A 16,888-nucleotide genomic window follows, 5' to 3' on the forward strand; every position below is an offset into this window, starting at 1 on the left:
TGAACCTGCTCTCTAAAACTGGTAATTTTAATACGCGCAGGAAGATAAGTGCAAATGCTCACGCCATATGGCGTGGGCTCACTTATTGCGCGTATGGTATACCAGTACCTAGAGAGCTATAAGCTGAGTTTAAACCCACGCCTCCTTTTAAAGGGCGAAACAAATTTCTCAACTTTTCTTAGCTACTGCTCTCTAAAAGTCTCGCATTAAACTAAACAGTTTAATTTAAAACTACACTATTTGTAAAAAGTCCAAAAAAGATTATGCTATTAAGCCGTTTACTTAATACATAAAAAATGGCCCTCTACTGCAGCGACCAAACTAGAGCAGAGGACCTTAGCTAATCAAATATCCATTTAACTAACCAATCCCAATATTATGAATTATTTTTCATTTTACAAGGATGGAAAAGCTCTTTATTGCCTAATTTTTACGGGTATGCTACTGACTTTTTCATCATCGTTTGCCTACAATTCAAAAAGGCATTTAAACACTTTTTATCAACAGAATCAGGTAGAAGGAACCGTCACTGATCATACTTCCCCTCTGCCTGGTGTGACCATTACTATCAAAGGAAAATCAAACCTCTCAGCGATTACCGATTACAACGGTCATTATTTTATAAATGCAGCTGCAAGTGATTCTCTTGTCATTTCCTTCATAGGTTTTAAAACAAAAATCCTTCCAGTAGACGGAAATAGTAAAATAGACATTACACTAGACTACGATACGACAACACTTAAGGAAGTAAAAATAAATGCTGGATACTATTATGTTAAGGACAAAGAGCGGACGGGAAGTATCACTCGAATCACCTCCAGGGATATCAAAAGACAGCCCGTAACCAATGTGCTAGCAACCATGCAGGGAAGAATGCCCGGAGTCAACATCGTACAAAACACTGGTATGCCCGGCAGTGGGTTCACGGTAGAAATACGAGGAATAAACAGTTTAAGAAGCGACGGAAACAGCCCTCTTTATATAATAGATGGCGTACCGTACTCTTCCCAAGGCATAGGAAGCAGTTACACCTCAGCAAATATGCCACAGCAGAACAGCCCTCTTAACAGCATAAATCCTTTGGATATAGCAAGTATTGAAGTACTGAAAGATGCCGATGCAACTGCTATTTATGGTTCACGGGGAGCTAATGGTGTTGTGCTTATCACGACCAAAAAAAGCAAGGCCGGTAAAACCTCTTTCACGGCTGACTATTCAAATGGAATCGGAAGAGTAACCCGGTATAAAGATGTGCTCGATACACCAAGATATCTGGCGATGCGTAAAGAAGCTTTTGCCAATGACGGTGTAACACAGTATCCCTCCAATGCCTATGACATCAATGGCACATGGGATCAAAATCGAAACACCAACTGGCAGCGGGAACTCATCGGAGGAACTGCCGATTATACCAATTTAACCTCTACACTTTCAGGGGGCTCAGCACAGACTCAGTTTCGTCTTAGTGGAAATTATTCCAAAGAAACCACTGTATTTCCGGGAAGCTTTGACTATATCAGAGCTGGCGGAAGGGCAAACATAAATCATGAATCAGAAGACAAAAGATTTAAGGTCAATTTTTCAGCCGTTTATACTGCACAGGTTAGTTCAATGCCCCTAGTGGATTTTACACAGACAGCCTTGCAGCTTTCTCCCAATGCACCGGCATTATACGATCAATCCGGTAATCTGAATTGGGAAAACAATACCTTTCAAAATCCGCTGGCCATCCTGAACGGAAAAACAAAGGGAAATACCTACGATTTATTTGCTAATGTTTCGCTTTCCTATGAACTCGGAGCTGGTTTCACAGCAAGCGGCAACTTTGGTTACACAGATCTAGATCAGAAACAAATCAACCTGCAACCATCGACCATCTATAATCCTTCCTACGGACTGGGGACTGAATCTTCACTGGCTATTTCGAATGTCTTAAATCGTAATTCGTGGATTGTAGAACCAAAATTATCATGGGTAAAAAACATCGGCAATATGACAATTGATGCCCTGGCCGGAACGACCTTCCAGCAACAAAAAGGAGATCAGCTCATTACACAATCCAGGGGATTCAGCAGTAATAGTCTAGTCTCAAACCCAGCTTCTTCCTCAACAACTACAATTTTGAATAGTGATGAAACCATATACAAATATCAGGCGTTTTTCGCCAGAATAAATCTGAATTTGGCAGGAAGATATATCCTGAATTTCACCGGAAGAAGAGATGGCTCCAGCCGTTTTGGTCCCGGCAGGCAGTTTGCCGACTTTGGTGCCGTAGGAGCAGCCTGGATATTCAGTGAAAGCAAATGGCTGAATGAAAATATTTCGTTCCTAAGTTTTGGAAAAATACGAATGAGTTATGGTACAACTGGTAATGACCAGATAGGTGACTATCAGTTTATGGATACGTACAACACATCCGGAACCAAATATCAGGGTATCTCCGGAATGCAGCCCAGCAGACTTTTTAATGCTGATTTTGGATGGGAAACCAACAAAAAAGCAGAATTTGCAATTGAAACAGGCTTTATTAAAGACCGCATATTGGCTGGTTTTGCATGGTTTCAAAATCGATCCTCCAACCAGCTTGTCGGAATACCACTTCCGGGAACAACGGGTTTTTCTTCCATTCAGGCAAATCTGGATGCCACAGTCCAGAATACAGGTATAGAAATCACTCTGAAAACTCAAAATATAATCAACAATAATTTTAGCTGGTCTACAAACTTTAACCTGACAAGCATTAAAAATGAATTGCTTTCATTTCCGGGACTTGATGTCTCCACATACAAAAACAGATATGTAATCGGACAGCCTTTAAATTTAGTAAAAGCATACCATTACACAGGTATTGATCCTGCTACAGGTACTTACCAATTTGAAGATGTAAACGGTGATGGGGTATTTACGGCCAATGAAGACAAAAAAACAGTTAAGAACCTGAATCCAAAATATTACGGTGGTCTGCAGAATCATCTACGCTTCCATAAATTAGAATTGGATTTCCTGTTCCAGTTTGTAAAACAGGAAAATTATGATGAAAACTACGGTCAGCCTATGCCCGGTACAATGAACAATCAATCCACCAGTATTGCATCACATTGGCAGAGCGAAGATAAGGATCAGGGCACTTATCAGGGTTACAGTGTATCAAACTCATCCAAACTACAGGCTTACTTAAGGTATACACAGAGTGATGCTTCCATTAGTGATGCTTCTTATATCCGCCTGAAGAATATTTCTTTAACCTATGAGCTTCCAAAAACCTGGACCAAAAAAATTACATGCAGGCTCAGTCTACAGGGACAGAATGTACTGACTTTCACTAAATATAAAGGTATTGATCCCGAATTCAGGTCTACCGGATATCTCCCTCCCTTAAAAATCTACACCAGTAGTATACAGTTAACATTTTAATCTAATGCTTCTAAACATGAAAAATATCAAATTCATTATAAAATCAGAACTACTCAGTGTTACTTTCTCCTTTTTATTTTCAGCATGTACTGGCTTCACCGACGTAGATCTTCCCTCCTCGCAATTAACCGCAACCGCTGTATTTCAGGAAAAATCAACTGCGACAGCCGGTATGGTCGATATATATTCGAAAATGAGGGATAAAGGCCTCTTGACAGGCTATACTTCCGGCTTATCGGTCCAACTCGGTCTGTATGCTGATGAACTGAGCTTTTACGGCAGTCCTGCAACAATTCAGGCAAATTTTTATAATAACACGCTGATGCAGACCGATACTGCTCTTTTGGATTTATGGAACAGTAGTTACAGCCAGATTTATGCTGCAAATTCAGTTATTGAGGGTGTCAGCGCATCAGCTAAGCTTTCAGCTGCCGATAAACAGCAGCTAATGGGAGAGGCCATTTTTGTCCGCAGCCTGATTCATTTTTATCTGCTCAATACATTCGGCCCAATTCCCTACATAAACTCAACAAATTACAAAAACAACAGTACAGTTTCAAGACTGCCTGAAAAATCTGTTTACGAGAAAATTAAAAATGACCTCGAACTTGCAAGCGATCTTCTGCCGGAGGCATATGCCGGCAGTGACCGTACAAGACCTAACAAATTTGCCGCAAAAGCGCTACTTGCCCGTGTCTGCCTTTACATGGAATTATGGGAAGAGGCGGCAAATGCTGCCTCTGCAGTGCTAAATCAAACAGATCTTTACAAATGGCCACAGTCCATAAATAATCTTTTCGAAAAACAGAGTCTCTCCACAATCTGGCAGTTCATCCCCGCTACAACAGGAGCAAATACCTATGAAGGAATCTCCTTTGTTTTTCTGCAGGGTCCTCCTGCTTTGGTTGCCGTCTCATCAGATTTATATAATGCATTTACTTCAGAAGATTTAAGAAAAGTACAATGGATAAAAACAGTTTCAAACGGAAGTTCCACATGGTACCATGCTTATAAATATAAAAATCAGTCCAGCACAGCGGCTTCCATGGAATACTCGATAGTGCTTAGACTTGCTGAACAATATCTGATCAGGGCAGAATCGAGAGCGCATACAGGTGACCTGATTGGTGCCAAGGAAGATCTTAATAAAACAAGAAATCTTGCCGGGCTTACCAACACAGCTTCAGTAACCGCAGAAGAAATCCTTCAATCAGTCTATAGGGAGAGACAACTTGAACTGTTCACCGAATTCGGGCATCGTTTTTTTGATCTTAAAAGAACAGGCAGGCTCAACGAGGTATTATCCCCAGTTAAAGCGCAATGGAATACTTCTGACCGATTGTTCCCTTTACCTGAATCTGAACTATTGTTGAATCCAAATCTACTTCCGCAAAATGAAGGTTATTAATTATATATCCGCCGTTACTTTTTTCAGGTTTACCTGTTTCATTTTTTGGTTAGTATCCTGTCCCACTCTTTTGGGACAGGTTAACCAAAAAAGAATGCTGACGCCAACTGATTACCAACTCTGGAGCAAATTATATGCAGGGAAAATTTCAAACAATGGAAAATGGGTCAGCTACCGTCTGCATTACCCCTATACAGATACAGACACACTGGTTTTGCAGAAAGCTGAGTTTACTAAAAAGTACCTCTTCCCGCATTGCACAACAGGTAAATTTAATGCCGAACTTCAGTTTGCGTGCATCTCGCATGATACCTTATATCTCCAGAATCTTAAGACCGGAAAAACGGATATAGTTTCAAGCACAGTTGCTTTTGATTTTTCGGCAAACCATAAATTTATTGTTTTGTTTGTGAAAACGTCCGATAAAAAACTAAATCTTGAGATCCGAAATATGGCCGGAAACCAAATTTATCAAAAAAAAGAAATATCCAGTTATTGTTTTGATCCTGAACAAAACGGGCTAATCTATACTTCTTTAGAGCATAATCTTTACAATACGGAATTAATTCTATTTAAAAATGAAATTGAAAAAAGGATACTAACCACAAATCATAATGTGCCGGTAAAAAAACTTTTCTGGAAAGCAGGCGGGATTTCTTTTATGAGCCATAATCATGGGCAGTCCTGTTTCTATTACTACAATGTAGCCAAAGCCAAACTTAATACACTGGATTCAAAAAGTTCGGGTTTTCCTCAGGGAATGCAGATTACGGATTCTCCTATTGGAAATGCAATGCACTCAGAAAACGGCAGAAATGTAATTATATGGCTTAAAGAACATAATGACTTGCTACAAAAAACAGATCCCAAAAAAGTTCAGATCTGGAATACAAAAGATAAACTTTTGTTTGATTACAGAAAATATTTAAGTAATCCTAAAACATCTGATAAAATGGCTGTCTGGAATATGCAGGACAATACCGTTATTCAGATTACAGATAGAAAGTTTTCAAATGGATTTCTAAGTACGGATTATAATTCCGCCTTCATTTATGATCCGATTGCCTACGAACCGCAAAGCAAACAATTCTGCCCTTTTGATCTGTACATTATGGATCTAAAAAACGGCAATCGAAAACCTGTAATAATGAATTATACAATGGATGAAAAACCATCCGGATCGCCTGACGGGGCTCATCTGTGCTATGCTAAAAATGGACAATGGTGGATCTACAGCATTATGGAGGACACTCATACCTGTCTTACAATTGATCTACCTAATTCATTTTTTGCAGAGGATAACAACCGACCATCAGAAAACCCGTCTTACGGCATTGGGGGATGGACTACTGACGGTGAAATTATTCTCTATGATAAATATGATCTTTGGAAGATATCATTAGACGGAAAAATAAAAAAGAGATTAACTCAAGGGAGGGAAATGCAAAAGACTTTTCGCATTAAGACCTTCAATTCTGATCCTTTACAAAGTGTAACCGAATCTAATAAAAATTCGCTGGACCTAAAAAAGAGACTTCTTTTGGAAACCTCCGATAAAGAAACAGCTCAGACAGGTCTGGGTTATTGGAGCATAAAATCCGGTATGAAGGATATGGTCTGGGAAAGCAAAAAAATAAGCCAGATTAAAAAAGCTGCTGATAAAGACATTTATATGTACGTGACCGAAAACTTTGAATCGCCACCCAAGTTAATGCTATATGATACCAAGCCGAAAGAAATCATGCAGAGCAACCCCCAGCAGAAATATTTTTACTGGAGCAGAAATGAAAAAATTGAATACATTTCCGATGGTATCAAAACAAAAGGTATTCTCTTCTACCCTTCGAATTTCAAAGCGGATAAAAAATATCCTATGGTAGTGCACATCTATGAGCGTCAGTTCAGTTACTTAAATGATTATGTAAATCCTTCACTGATTTCTGACGATGGCTTCAATGTCCATAATTATACGGCTAACGGCTACTTTGTCTTGTTTCCTGATATTAATTATGAATTTGGAAATCTAAAAAAAACGGTAACCAATAGTGTTCTTGCGGCTGTAGACACAGTAATAGCCAAAGGACTTGTAGCTCCTGAAAAGGTAGGTCTCATTGGACATTCTTTCGGAGGCTACGAGGTCGATCTGATCATTACACAGACTGACCGTTTTGCTGCTGCTGTATCAGGCGCCGCAATAACGGATCTCATATCGACCTATTTATATGTAGGTCCAACTTTTAGAAGACCTGATTTTTTCCGGACTGAAAACCACCAGCTCCGCATTGGAAAATCACTTTTCGAAGATATGAAGAGCTACCTCGAAAATTCCCCTGTACTGTTAGCTTCAGGTGTCAATACACCTCTGCTTAGTTGGGCAGGAGCCGAGGACCGTCACGTAAATTCCCAGCAAAGTATGGAATTTTATCTCGCATTAAGACGGCAGAATAAAGAACATATATTACTGTTTTACCCGGATGAGGAACATGGTTTGGAACAAAAGCAGAATGCAACAGATCTGAACATTCGTATTATGGAGTGGTTTAATTCCTACCTGAAAGGTGCTAATAAAAAAGAGTGGTTTAGTACTTACTATCAATAAAATTATCTACTACATATAATAAACAAAGATGCCTCCGCCGTTTGTAAACAGCTGAGGCATCCTTTTTTCTAAAACAGCACCTTACGGATTACTTCTCTTTAGAGGGGTTACACAATTCGATGGCTGTGAATACAGCTGACGTCCAGTTTCAGGAGCTGTACAGTTTTGACCTTCTATTTCGTCACAGAAGGCTACCGGTACATTACAGGCTGAAGATATAGAAATATGTTCATAACCATTTTGTGCCAGTGGTTTTGAACTACTATTGATCGAGCTTGTACTTGCCGCGCTGGCCAGACCAAATGCAATCACTGCAATCGGAAGACCAATTTTAAAAACATTTGATTTCATAATAATATAATTTATATGGTTAATGATCTACTCTTTTTTACAGGTTTTCGATCAAATCCCTGCTACTTGGCCAATAGATTATTTGTCTTTTGTTATATATTTTGAGGTGATTTTCATCCCTATTTTATATCGAATGATCTTTGTTCCTACAAGTACATATATCTTATCATCCAGTACAGTAAAACTTTTCATTTTTTTACCTTCCAGATTGTATATGCAAAAGCTCATGAGATAGCTCTTGTCGTTTAAATTATACACGTCTATAATACTGGCTTCTTTCCATATTCTGTCATCTTCATAACGCCCTGGTATAGCCGAATTAACAAAAAGTAAATTTCTATATAAGCTGCAGTTTTTATTCACAAACAAAGGAGGGCTGGAAAACTTTCGCTGGTGGTGCTTTTTATCCCGGACAATATTTAACTGGGCTTTTGTTATCGTGTCAATTGTAGTCCCCTTGTCCGTAATTTTTAAACTTTTGTCCGCAATAGTAAACTGATTCCGATAGTAGTACAGAAACACAACCTTATCCATCGCTTTGCTGTAAAGAAGATGGCCGTCAGTATCAAAAACACCATCCACCTGCTTTTGCAGTATTAACGGATTTAAGATTGTTTTTCCATTCTTGCCAACGGTAATGGTACCCAGAACATTATCACCCGTTTTTGAATTATTAGTGACTACGGCAACCGTTAAGGAATCCAAGGCCAAAGCCGTCGTGAAATATTCACCTCCAATAAATACAAGTTTAGCTTTCCATTCTTGAATTCTTCCCCTAAAAACAACAGGAATAGTACCATCGGTAACAAAAAAATATGGGCTCTGCACGGAGATCTTAACGGCGCGGAACGGCAGGTCTTTGCGCGCCAGGTCAATCATCTTTTCATCTGTTTTAAATAAACGCGTATTTAAAGTAGTTACTAAAAGAGGAGCGGTGGTATTTCCTAAATAAACATGTGAGTCGTCAACCCCTGCAATATAAAACGAATTCAGTTTCAGATCGGCCACCGCCTCCTGCTGAATTGGTGTCTGTGGAAAGCGTCTGGTCAGTTTATTGTGATAATGTATAATGTTTTCTGAAATTATAAACAATATACTTACTATGCAGATACCGCAAACTGTCACCGCCGAGAATGCTCTTATTATCTTTACTCTTTTAATCTGATGACCATTCATTTTATTTCTGCGTACATGAAGAAGAATCCCCAGTACAGCTAAGCATACAAAGACCAGATTAAAAATCATATGTGACTTCCAATCCAGTTTTTCCAATACTCCTCCGCAAGAACAGGGCACAAAGGACGTATAGTTCAGAATAATAAAAATGTAAACCGTAAACATTACCATTAACCCATAAGCTAAGAATAATCCCGTCAGCCTAAATCTTGGAATAATGAGAAGCAGGCATGTAATATATTCAGCGGCCGGAACCAGAACCGCTATCCATTCTGCAAACGCACTCAGTAAAGGCGACTGTCCTAGCTCAATTTTAAAATGCTGAAAATCCAATAATTTGCTTGTTGCCGCATAGACAAAAAGCAGGACATATAACATACAGATAATTTCAATAACCGCACTCCTAAAATTAAACTGGACTTTCATATTCTCATATCTAAATTAATATTCCGTTACAGGACCGAACCAACGTGAAATCTTTTACAAAGCTAGACCGAATAAATCGAAAAACAGGTTTCAAAAACGTGCGAAAATATGTCTAAAACATGCCAGTAATTAGTTGAAAAATTAAAAAAGATGCATACCGAATATTTTTTCAGCATGCACCTTTTTACTTCTTAGAAACCTTATTCTAATGCTTTACATCTTCGGAAAGTGACAGAAGCTTTAAATTCAATTCCACAAGATTGGCTTTCACCAGACACTCCTGGGCAATGTTTTTCAGTTCGTTTAAATCTTCCGCAGAAATACTCTCTGCAAGAATCGAATTGTCTTTTTCAGTCGATAATCCGTGGTGGATCAGATGGCTTAAAAGCAGTACGTTTTTTCTTGAAATCTTCAAATCCATTCTCACTGGTTCATTCATGGAAGGGATACTTAAAACAGTATCATAAACCTTTGCCGCATCATTTTTTGTCATCATAATTTCAAAGTTTTTAATTTATAATTTAAAACTGTAAAGTTAGTTTTTGCCACCTTAAACACCCTACTCAAAATTTGATAGGGATAGGATCAATCCAAACGCCCGTCGTATCTTCGTCAGGACTTTAAAAATTAGCTTTTATCATAAAAGCGCTGTAAGATTGCCCCGCTTGCCGCAATCTGCCAGATGTCCGGTTGTATCACAACCGAAATCCGGCTGCCTTTTCGCTCGGAACTCGCTGGCAGTGATTTTTAAAGGATTTAAAATGGGATAGAAATGAAAATGATGCAAAATGAAAGAGAAAAACACCACCCGTACCAAATGGATCCACCTGCGCTTGACGCCAGATGAAATGAAAATTTTAAAAATCGGATTTGAAAAATCACTGTGTCCAAAAATGAGCGATTATGCCCGTAAGAATATGCTTGGAAAACCCGTCGTTTTAAAGTACAGAAATACATCCGTTGATGAATTGGTCATAGAAATCAGCAGACTTAGAACTGAGCTCAATGCCATTGGAAACAATTACAATCAGGCAGTAAAAAAACTGCATTCTCTTGGGCAGATTTCAGAATTTAAAAACTGGATTTTATCCTTTCAGCAGGACAGAGACAAACTGTTTGAAGCCATTGAAAACATAAAAAATTGTGTGCTGGAACTCGTTGCCAAATGGTCGCTGTAATTAAAACCGGAACATCGATCCGGCGCATTTTTCATTACAATGAAAACAAAGTTTCCCAGGATAATGCCCTGTGTATAGGAGCTGAAAACTATCCTGCCGATCATGATAAAATGAACGTCTCATTTAAAATAAACCATCTGCTTTCACAGCTTGAATTAAACGAGAACGTTAAGAGGGGAAGCGTGCATATTTCACTTAATTTTCATCCGTCTGAAACAGACCTGGATGCTGAAAAACTGATTGATATTGCCCGAAGTTATATGTCTGGAATCGGTTTTGGCCAGCAGCCCTATTTAGTCTATCAGCACTTTGATGCCGCTCATCCCCACATTCATATCATTTCGATAAAGGTGAGACCGGACGGGAAAAGGATTGACATGCAGAATATCGGTCGAAACCAGTCTGAGGCAGCGCGTATCAAAATAGAAAATGATTTTAACCTGGTAAAAGCACAGGGAAGGGTTAAAGAAATCAGTTATGGAATAATACCAATTGAAACAACTGCTGTAAACTATGGAAAATTACAGTCGAAAAAGGCTGTTGCAAAGGTGCTTGATTTTGTGCTTCATAATTATCAGTTTAGAAGTCTTCCCCAGCTCAATGCGGTTCTGAATCTCTATAATGTCAGCGCCGACAGGGGCTCTGAAAATTCAAGAATCTTCAAAGCTGGAGGGCTGGTCTACCGCATACTGGACAAGGAAGGAAATCATACCGGAGTTCCCATTAAAGCAAGTGATTTTTACAGCAGCCCTACACTTAAATTTCTGGAGAAAAAATTCGAGCAGAACAAACTTAAAAATCAGTGTCCTGGGCTTAGGATAAAAAATGCCATAAGGAATATTTTCGAGGATGGACGGCCTGCCCTGCCGCAGCTATCAGAAGAGCTTGACAAGATTGGGATTTCCATGGTACAAAGGATCTCTTCAGACGGCAGATTGTTTGGGCTGACCTATGTTGATCATGTTACAAAACAGATCTGCAACGGAAGTGAGCTAGGAAAGGAATTTTCTGCCGCTGCCATCTCAAAAAAATGCAGCGATTCCGATAGTGAAATAAAAAATAAGGCTTCCTCTCCACAGCTGAAGGCACTAGTTGAAATAAAGGAAATTCTGGAGATGAAAAAAATTCCGACAGCCGGCCTGAATGAGATTATACAGACCCTGTTCGAAAAGGAATTTTACTGTGGACATATTCCGAAAGAATTCAAGAGAAAAAGGAAAAACAGAAAAAGAAAAGGACTCTCCAATAATTAATCATTTAAATTTTACAGTTATGAACACAGGGGAAAATGAACAGGCACTGAGAAAAATTTTAGATATGACCCGCCTGATAAGCATCGTGCTTCTAGCAATCCATTTTTATTACTACGGCTACTTTGTTTTCAAACAGCTCGGCCTGGTCTCGCAATTCAGCGACAGGATTCTTGAGAATATCTCCAGGGCAGGTTTATTTAGTTATTTCCACAAATCAAAACTGCTGGCGCTACTCTTTGTTTTGATTTCACTTCTCGGTGCAAAAGGAAGGAAAAATGAAAAATTAAAATTAAAGAAAGCGGTGCTTTTTCTGCTTGCCGGACTGTTTTTTTATTTTGCCGGCTGGTTTATTCTCCAGACTGGCTGCAGTTTAGAAATCGTTTTTCTGATTTATGTTTTAACCACCAGCTCTGGTCTGCTTTTAATAATTACAGCTGGTACCTTACTGACAAGGATTGTCAGCAGAAGCCTGAACAGCCGTGACATATTCAATAAAGAAAATGAAACCTTTCCGCAGGAAGAAAGACTCCTTGAAAATGAATATTCTATTAATCTTCCGGCGCAGTATTACCTTCGTGACAAGATTCGAAAAAGCTGGATCAACATCATAAACCCTTTCAGGGGCGTCCTGGTCTGCGGTTCGCCTGGATCCGGAAAATCATATTTCGTGATACTTCATATTATTACCCAGCATATAGCAAAAGGATTCAGCATGTTTGTCTATGATTTTAAGTTTGATGACCTGACCAGAATTGTATATAATGCTTATCTAAAGCACAGACATTTATACAAGGTTGTACCAGAGTTTTATGTCATTAATTTTGATGACCTCTCCCGCACCCATAGGTGTAATCCCCTAGACCCTTCCTCAATGACCGACATAACCGATGCAGCAGAATCAGCCCGTACCATCTTGCTTGGATTAAATCGTGAATGGATCAGAAAACAGGGTGATTTCTTTGTGGAGTCACCAATAAATTTCCTGACGGCGGTGATCTGGTATCTCAGAAAATTCAACGATGGAGAGTTCTGTACCCTGCCGCATGTCATCGAACTTATGCAGCTCGATTATAAGATTCTATTCACACTGCTGCGCTCTGAAAAGGAGATTGAGGTGCTGATCAATCCATTTGTCAGTGCGTTTTTAAATAATGCCTCCGAGCAGCTGGAGGGCCAGATTGCATCAGCAAAAATTTCAATGGCAAGACTTTCTTCTCCCCAGCTCTATTATGTGCTTTCCGGAAATGATTTTACCCTAGACATTAACAATCCTGATGCTCCAAAAATTGTGTGCATGGGGAATAATCCGCAGAAAATACAGACCTACGGAGCGGTACTTTCACTCTATATCAGCAGGCTTGTAAAGCTTGCCAATAGAAAAGACAAACTAAAAAGCAGTCTTATTTTTGATGAGTTTCCCACCGTCTATCTAAACAATATCGACAGCCTTATTGCCACCGCACGAAGCAATAAAGTAAGCACGACTCTGGGCATACAGGACCTGAGCCAGCTTAAAAAAGATTACGGCCGTGAACAAGCAGATGTGATCATGAATATCACCGGAAATATTATATCCGGACAAGTGACAGGAGATACCGCAAAACAGCTCTCCGAGCGTTTTGGAAAAATAATGCAGGAACGTGAAAGTCTTTCCATCAATAGTTCCGAGACTTCGATAAGCCGTTCTAGACAATTGGAATCCGCAGTCCCGGCCTCAAAAATAGCATCATTAAGTTCAGGTGAATTTGTAGGTATGACCGCCGATAATCCGGACTGTAAAATTGAGCTTAAGACATTCCACTGCGAGGTTTTAAACGACCATAATGCTCTTAGGCAGGAAATGGACAACTACAAGGAAATTGAACCAATCCGTAATCTGGACAATGCACAGGTGAACAGGAATTATACCATGATCAGAGAGGAAATCCATGAACTTTCTGAATCTGAAATGGACCGTATTTCCGAGAGCCGTCATCTGAAACATCTCATTATTAAGAAGAAAAATTAAGCAGTTTTACACGTAGCATTTTGATTTCCTTTTTTAAATATCTGGACGGCCGAAAGTAGTTTTTTTTATTGAAATCGAAGGATTTCAATAGTTCTTTCATCCCTTTCTCCATCATAGTATTTCTTAAGCACATGTAAAAAACAGGCAGATGCATTGGGCAGAAGGCTAAATAAAGTCATACAGGACCTGAGTTTTCTTTCGTCCGGTTTTCCCATAATTTCAAGTGCGCTTTTGTTTTCAATCTCAAGCAGTGCATTTGTAATCTCAACAAGCCTTTTTCCCAGCACAGGATGATCGTAATACCGCTGGGCTTCATGAAGGTTTTCAATACCATAAAATATATTGTAATCCGTGAAACCCAGCCCTTTTATCTGCGGAAATATAAACCACATCCAATGTGTCTGTTTCTTACCATTCTGGATTTCTCTAAGCGCATCATCATACGTTTTACTCTGGGCTTCAATGAATCGGTGAAGGTCATACATATTTCATATAAATTATAAACGTTGAGAAATTTTAAAGTTCATATAAATTTACATCAATAAAATCAAAAAAAATACCTTTTAGCAGCAAAGCAATTTTTAAAGTTTTATGTTCTTCTATTGCTGAAACTTTGCGGAAAAAATGATTTTAAATTAATTTTGCATTATGAATCCGGAAGAAATTAAACGATACTTTGAAAGCAGTCCCCCGCCTTTGGAGGTAGACTGGAAGCCATGGGCAAAAATCACAGACTCGCAGCTTTTCCTAAAAAGCTGTTACACAGGAATACGCACCTTTAATGGGCCGCTTGACATGTGCCCGGCGTGGTGGCATCTGAGAGACTTTTATATTCTCAAGAAAAAGACTGCGCAGCAGGATGCCGTGGAGAAAACAGAAGAGGAAGCCGCTGAGTATTCTGCTGAAAAAGCTCCTGCAAAAACTCAATCCGCATCATAAGACGTAAGTGTTCAAAAAAAAAGCCGTGCAAATTTGATGTACGGCTTTTTTTGGCTTCTAAATTTATATTTATTTCAAGTAACAAGAAACTGTTTTTTATTCCAGGAGGCATTCCACTGCAATTTGAGGATTTCCGTAAGAAGACTTTTAAGCGCGTGAAACGTGCTGGGTTTAACGGCATAAAGATCAGCTCCTAGTTTATAAGAGAGCTCAACATTTTCAATATTGCTGCTCGTTGAAAGCATAACTATTTTTATCTGTTTCAAAGGATCTTCCCAATTTCGTATTTCCTCAAGACATTCAAATCCGCTTTTACCGGGCATATTAATATCAAGAAATACAATTTCGGGAATTTCTAATTCGGGACTGTACAGGCAGTTAAGAAGTTTCTGCCCGTCTTCGGCCTGCTGCACCTTAATTGGCAGATTGAGCTCAGTGACCGCATCCATAAACAGCATTCTGTCATCCTCATCATCATCTGCGTGAAAAATAATCTTATAAGAATTATTTTGTTGCAACATGGCTTAGAAATTTATGCATTTACAGAAGACAAGAATCTAAAAATCTGCAAAAGCCATTTTTGTACAGCTTTTTGAAAATCGATAAATAATCGAATTATATCTGTCGAGCGGTTAATAGCTTACAAAGATAGGTCATTTCCTCACAAAATAATCACTGAATTCATATTTAACGTCAATATTACAAAAAGAAAAATGAATTTAACTGCATAATTTTCATTCCTTAAAAAATACCCGCTTCACCCTTTTCAAAAAAAATCTCATTTAAATTGTCGATGCGTAAATTCTGAATAAACATCTTTTAGCTGTAAAATCTGCTTTTCAAATCCCCTGTAAAATAAGCATTTCAGAATTTTGTTACTATTTATAACATTATAGATTTTAAAAATGTTATTATCTGTTACTAATTTTGATCTGTATAAACGGGTAGAAATTATGACAAGGGCAATTGTACACATTGACATGAACACGTTTTTCGTTTCCTGCGAAAGACTAACCAATTCTGAACTTAACGGGATTCCTCTGATTATCGGCGGAGGAGAAAGGGGCGTGGTGGCTTCGTGTTCCTACGAGGCCAGAAAATTCGGCGTGCGGTCCGCCATGCCCATTCACATGGCCATGAAATTGTGCCCGCAGGCCAAAATAATGAAAGGCGACATGGAACTTTATTCCAGGCTCTCCCACGACATTACCGAGATAATCCAGGAAAAAGCGCCCGTGGTAGAAAAGGCAAGTATTGACGAGTTTTATCTCGACATCACCGGAATGGACAAATTTTACGGCAGCTACAAATGGACCGATGAGCTGGCGCAGCGCATCACAAAAGAAACAGGCCTACCCCTCACCTTTGCACTTTCAATAAACAAGACGGTATCCAAAATAGGAACAGGTGAAGGAAAGCAGAAACAGAATCTTGAAATTCCCGAACATCTGGTGCAGTCTTTTTTAAATCCGCTCTCGATTAGAAAAATCCCTATGGTCGGCCAGAAAACCTTTGAGCTTCTTTCCCGCATCGGCATCCGCACCATCCAGACACTGTCTGAAATGCCAGCCGAATCACTCCAGCAGATGATCGGCAAAAACGGCACGGAACTCTGGAAAAAAGCCAATGGAATTGACAACAATCCTGTAGAGCCCTACACGGAAAGAAAATCAATTTCAACCGAACATACCTTCTCACAGGACACCATTGATGTATTGAAGCTGAACAGGATCCTTCAGGGCATGGTGGAGAAACTGGCCTATCAGCTCCGCGAGGAAGAGTGGCTCACCTCAACGGTGACCGTCAAAATAAGGTACGCCAATTTTGATACCGAAACCAAGCAGTCCCGTGTGCCTTACACCTCAGCGGATCATATTCTGACCCAGACCGTGACGGATCTCTTTGCCAAACTCTACCAGCGCCGCATGAGACTGCGCCTTATCGGTGTGCGATTCAGCGGCCTTGTCAGGGGAACCTATCAAATCGACCTGTTCAATGACACCGAAGAAATGCTCGCGCTCTATCAGGCCATGGACAGGATGAAGACCCGTTACGGATTTGATGCCGTGATGCGATGCGCCGGCGCATCTTTCAAACCCAATAATAAAGACGAAATTTTAAAACGCAAAAAATAAA

The 16,888-nt window shown here is 39.4% G+C and carries 13 protein-coding genes; 8 read left to right on the forward strand and 5 right to left on the reverse strand.

The window, feature by feature from the left end:
- Positions 1-378: 378 nt before the first annotated feature.
- From FJOH_RS18385 to FJOH_RS18395, 3 genes are all read left to right on the forward strand, one after another.
- Positions 379-3,414, forward strand: coding sequence for a SusC/RagA family TonB-linked outer membrane protein (locus FJOH_RS18385; protein ID WP_012025537.1), 3,036 nt, complete (start codon positions 379-381; stop codon positions 3,412-3,414).
- Between the two features lie 16 nt (positions 3,415-3,430).
- The gene (locus FJOH_RS18390) at positions 3,431-4,822 is read left to right on the forward strand and encodes a RagB/SusD family nutrient uptake outer membrane protein (RefSeq protein WP_123875702.1); all 1,392 of its coding nucleotides are present in this window, start codon (positions 3,431-3,433) and stop codon (positions 4,820-4,822) included.
- Between the two features lie 94 nt (positions 4,823-4,916).
- On the forward strand, positions 4,917-7,421 hold the full coding sequence (locus FJOH_RS18395; RefSeq protein WP_159436634.1) for a S9 family peptidase: 2,505 nt from the start codon (positions 4,917-4,919) through the stop codon (positions 7,419-7,421).
- Between the two features lie 81 nt (positions 7,422-7,502).
- Here the strand turns inward: FJOH_RS18395 and FJOH_RS18400 are convergent, their stop codons facing one another.
- From FJOH_RS18400 to FJOH_RS18410, 3 genes are all read right to left on the reverse strand, one after another.
- On the reverse strand, positions 7,503-7,772 hold the full coding sequence (locus tag FJOH_RS18400) for a DUF6520 family protein (protein WP_012025540.1): 270 nt from the start codon (positions 7,770-7,772) through the stop codon (positions 7,503-7,505).
- 78 nt (positions 7,773-7,850) lie between these two features.
- Positions 7,851-9,374 (reverse strand): MauE/DoxX family redox-associated membrane protein, encoded by a 1,524-nt coding sequence (locus FJOH_RS18405; protein ID WP_012025541.1) that lies wholly within the window; start codon positions 9,372-9,374, stop codon positions 7,851-7,853.
- Positions 9,375-9,579: 205 nt separating this feature from the next.
- Positions 9,580-9,870: a hypothetical protein gene (locus FJOH_RS18410; protein WP_012025542.1), complete on the reverse strand. Its 291-nt coding sequence runs from the start codon at positions 9,868-9,870 to the stop codon at positions 9,580-9,582.
- Between the two features lie 292 nt (positions 9,871-10,162).
- On the opposite strand from FJOH_RS18410, the gene FJOH_RS18415 reads away from it, so the two are divergent.
- The 3 genes from FJOH_RS18415 to mobC are packed head-to-tail and all read left to right on the forward strand — an operon-like array spanning position 10,163 to position 13,813.
- Positions 10,163-10,552 (forward strand): plasmid mobilization protein, encoded by a 390-nt coding sequence (locus tag FJOH_RS18415; RefSeq protein WP_012025543.1) that lies wholly within the window; start codon positions 10,163-10,165, stop codon positions 10,550-10,552.
- The gene (locus tag FJOH_RS18420; protein WP_012025544.1) at positions 10,540-11,805 is read left to right on the forward strand and encodes a relaxase/mobilization nuclease domain-containing protein; all 1,266 of its coding nucleotides are present in this window, start codon (positions 10,540-10,542) and stop codon (positions 11,803-11,805) included. Before FJOH_RS18415 ends, FJOH_RS18420 begins: the two co-directional genes overlap by 13 nt.
- Positions 11,806-11,824: 19 nt before the next feature.
- Positions 11,825-13,813: a conjugal transfer protein MobC gene (gene mobC / locus FJOH_RS18425; protein WP_012025545.1), complete on the forward strand. Its 1,989-nt coding sequence runs from the start codon at positions 11,825-11,827 to the stop codon at positions 13,811-13,813.
- Between the two features lie 65 nt (positions 13,814-13,878).
- On the opposite strand, the gene FJOH_RS18430 is transcribed toward mobC, so the two are convergent.
- The gene (locus FJOH_RS18430) at positions 13,879-14,298 is read right to left on the reverse strand and encodes a DUF1810 domain-containing protein (RefSeq protein ID WP_012025546.1); all 420 of its coding nucleotides are present in this window, start codon (positions 14,296-14,298) and stop codon (positions 13,879-13,881) included.
- Positions 14,299-14,461: 163 nt separating this feature from the next.
- On the opposite strand from FJOH_RS18430, the gene FJOH_RS18435 reads away from it, so the two are divergent.
- Positions 14,462-14,752 carry a DUF6965 family protein gene (locus FJOH_RS18435; protein WP_012025547.1) on the forward strand — a complete coding sequence of 97 codons (291 nt, stop codon included), beginning with the start codon at positions 14,462-14,464 and terminating at the stop codon, positions 14,750-14,752.
- 74 nt (positions 14,753-14,826) lie between these two features.
- Here FJOH_RS18435 and FJOH_RS18440 read toward each other — a convergent pair whose 3' ends face one another.
- Positions 14,827-15,273, reverse strand: coding sequence for a response regulator (locus FJOH_RS18440; RefSeq protein WP_012025548.1), 447 nt, complete (start codon positions 15,271-15,273; stop codon positions 14,827-14,829).
- A 432-nt stretch (positions 15,274-15,705) separates the two neighbouring features.
- Here FJOH_RS18440 and dinB point away from each other — a divergent pair, with 432 nt between their 5' ends.
- Entirely contained in the window at positions 15,706-16,887 is a 1,182-nt protein-coding gene (dinB, locus tag FJOH_RS18445; RefSeq protein WP_012025549.1) for a DNA polymerase IV, read from the forward strand.
- Position 16,888: the final 1 nt, after the last annotated feature.

The organism is Flavobacterium johnsoniae UW101 (assembly GCF_000016645.1).
GTDB lineage: Bacteria > Bacteroidota > Bacteroidia > Flavobacteriales > Flavobacteriaceae > Flavobacterium > Flavobacterium johnsoniae.

What these genes read in the sequence shown, in the direction of transcription:
- FJOH_RS18385 (WP_012025537.1), top strand. Translation starts at nt 379, where the DNA reads ATGAATTATTTTTCATTTTACAAGGATGGAAAAGCTCTTTATTGCCTA.
- FJOH_RS18390 (WP_123875702.1), top strand. Translation starts at nt 3,431, where the DNA reads ATGAAAAATATCAAATTCATTATAAAATCAGAACTACTCAGTGTTACT.
- FJOH_RS18395 (WP_159436634.1), top strand. Translation starts at nt 4,917, where the DNA reads ATGCTGACGCCAACTGATTACCAACTCTGGAGCAAATTATATGCAGGG.
- FJOH_RS18400 (WP_012025540.1), bottom strand. Translation starts at nt 7,772, where the DNA reads ATGAAATCAAATGTTTTTAAAATTGGTCTTCCGATTGCAGTGATTGCA.
- FJOH_RS18405 (WP_012025541.1), bottom strand. Translation starts at nt 9,374, where the DNA reads ATGAAAGTCCAGTTTAATTTTAGGAGTGCGGTTATTGAAATTATCTGT.
- FJOH_RS18410 (WP_012025542.1), bottom strand. Translation starts at nt 9,870, where the DNA reads ATGATGACAAAAAATGATGCGGCAAAGGTTTATGATACTGTTTTAAGT.
- FJOH_RS18415 (WP_012025543.1), top strand. Translation starts at nt 10,163, where the DNA reads ATGAAAGAGAAAAACACCACCCGTACCAAATGGATCCACCTGCGCTTG.
- FJOH_RS18420 (WP_012025544.1), top strand. Translation starts at nt 10,540, where the DNA reads ATGGTCGCTGTAATTAAAACCGGAACATCGATCCGGCGCATTTTTCAT.
- mobC (WP_012025545.1), top strand. Translation starts at nt 11,825, where the DNA reads ATGAACACAGGGGAAAATGAACAGGCACTGAGAAAAATTTTAGATATG.
- FJOH_RS18430 (WP_012025546.1), bottom strand. Translation starts at nt 14,298, where the DNA reads ATGTATGACCTTCACCGATTCATTGAAGCCCAGAGTAAAACGTATGAT.
- FJOH_RS18435 (WP_012025547.1), top strand. Translation starts at nt 14,462, where the DNA reads ATGAATCCGGAAGAAATTAAACGATACTTTGAAAGCAGTCCCCCGCCT.
- FJOH_RS18440 (WP_012025548.1), bottom strand. Translation starts at nt 15,273, where the DNA reads ATGTTGCAACAAAATAATTCTTATAAGATTATTTTTCACGCAGATGAT.
- dinB (WP_012025549.1), top strand. Translation starts at nt 15,706, where the DNA reads ATGACAAGGGCAATTGTACACATTGACATGAACACGTTTTTCGTTTCC.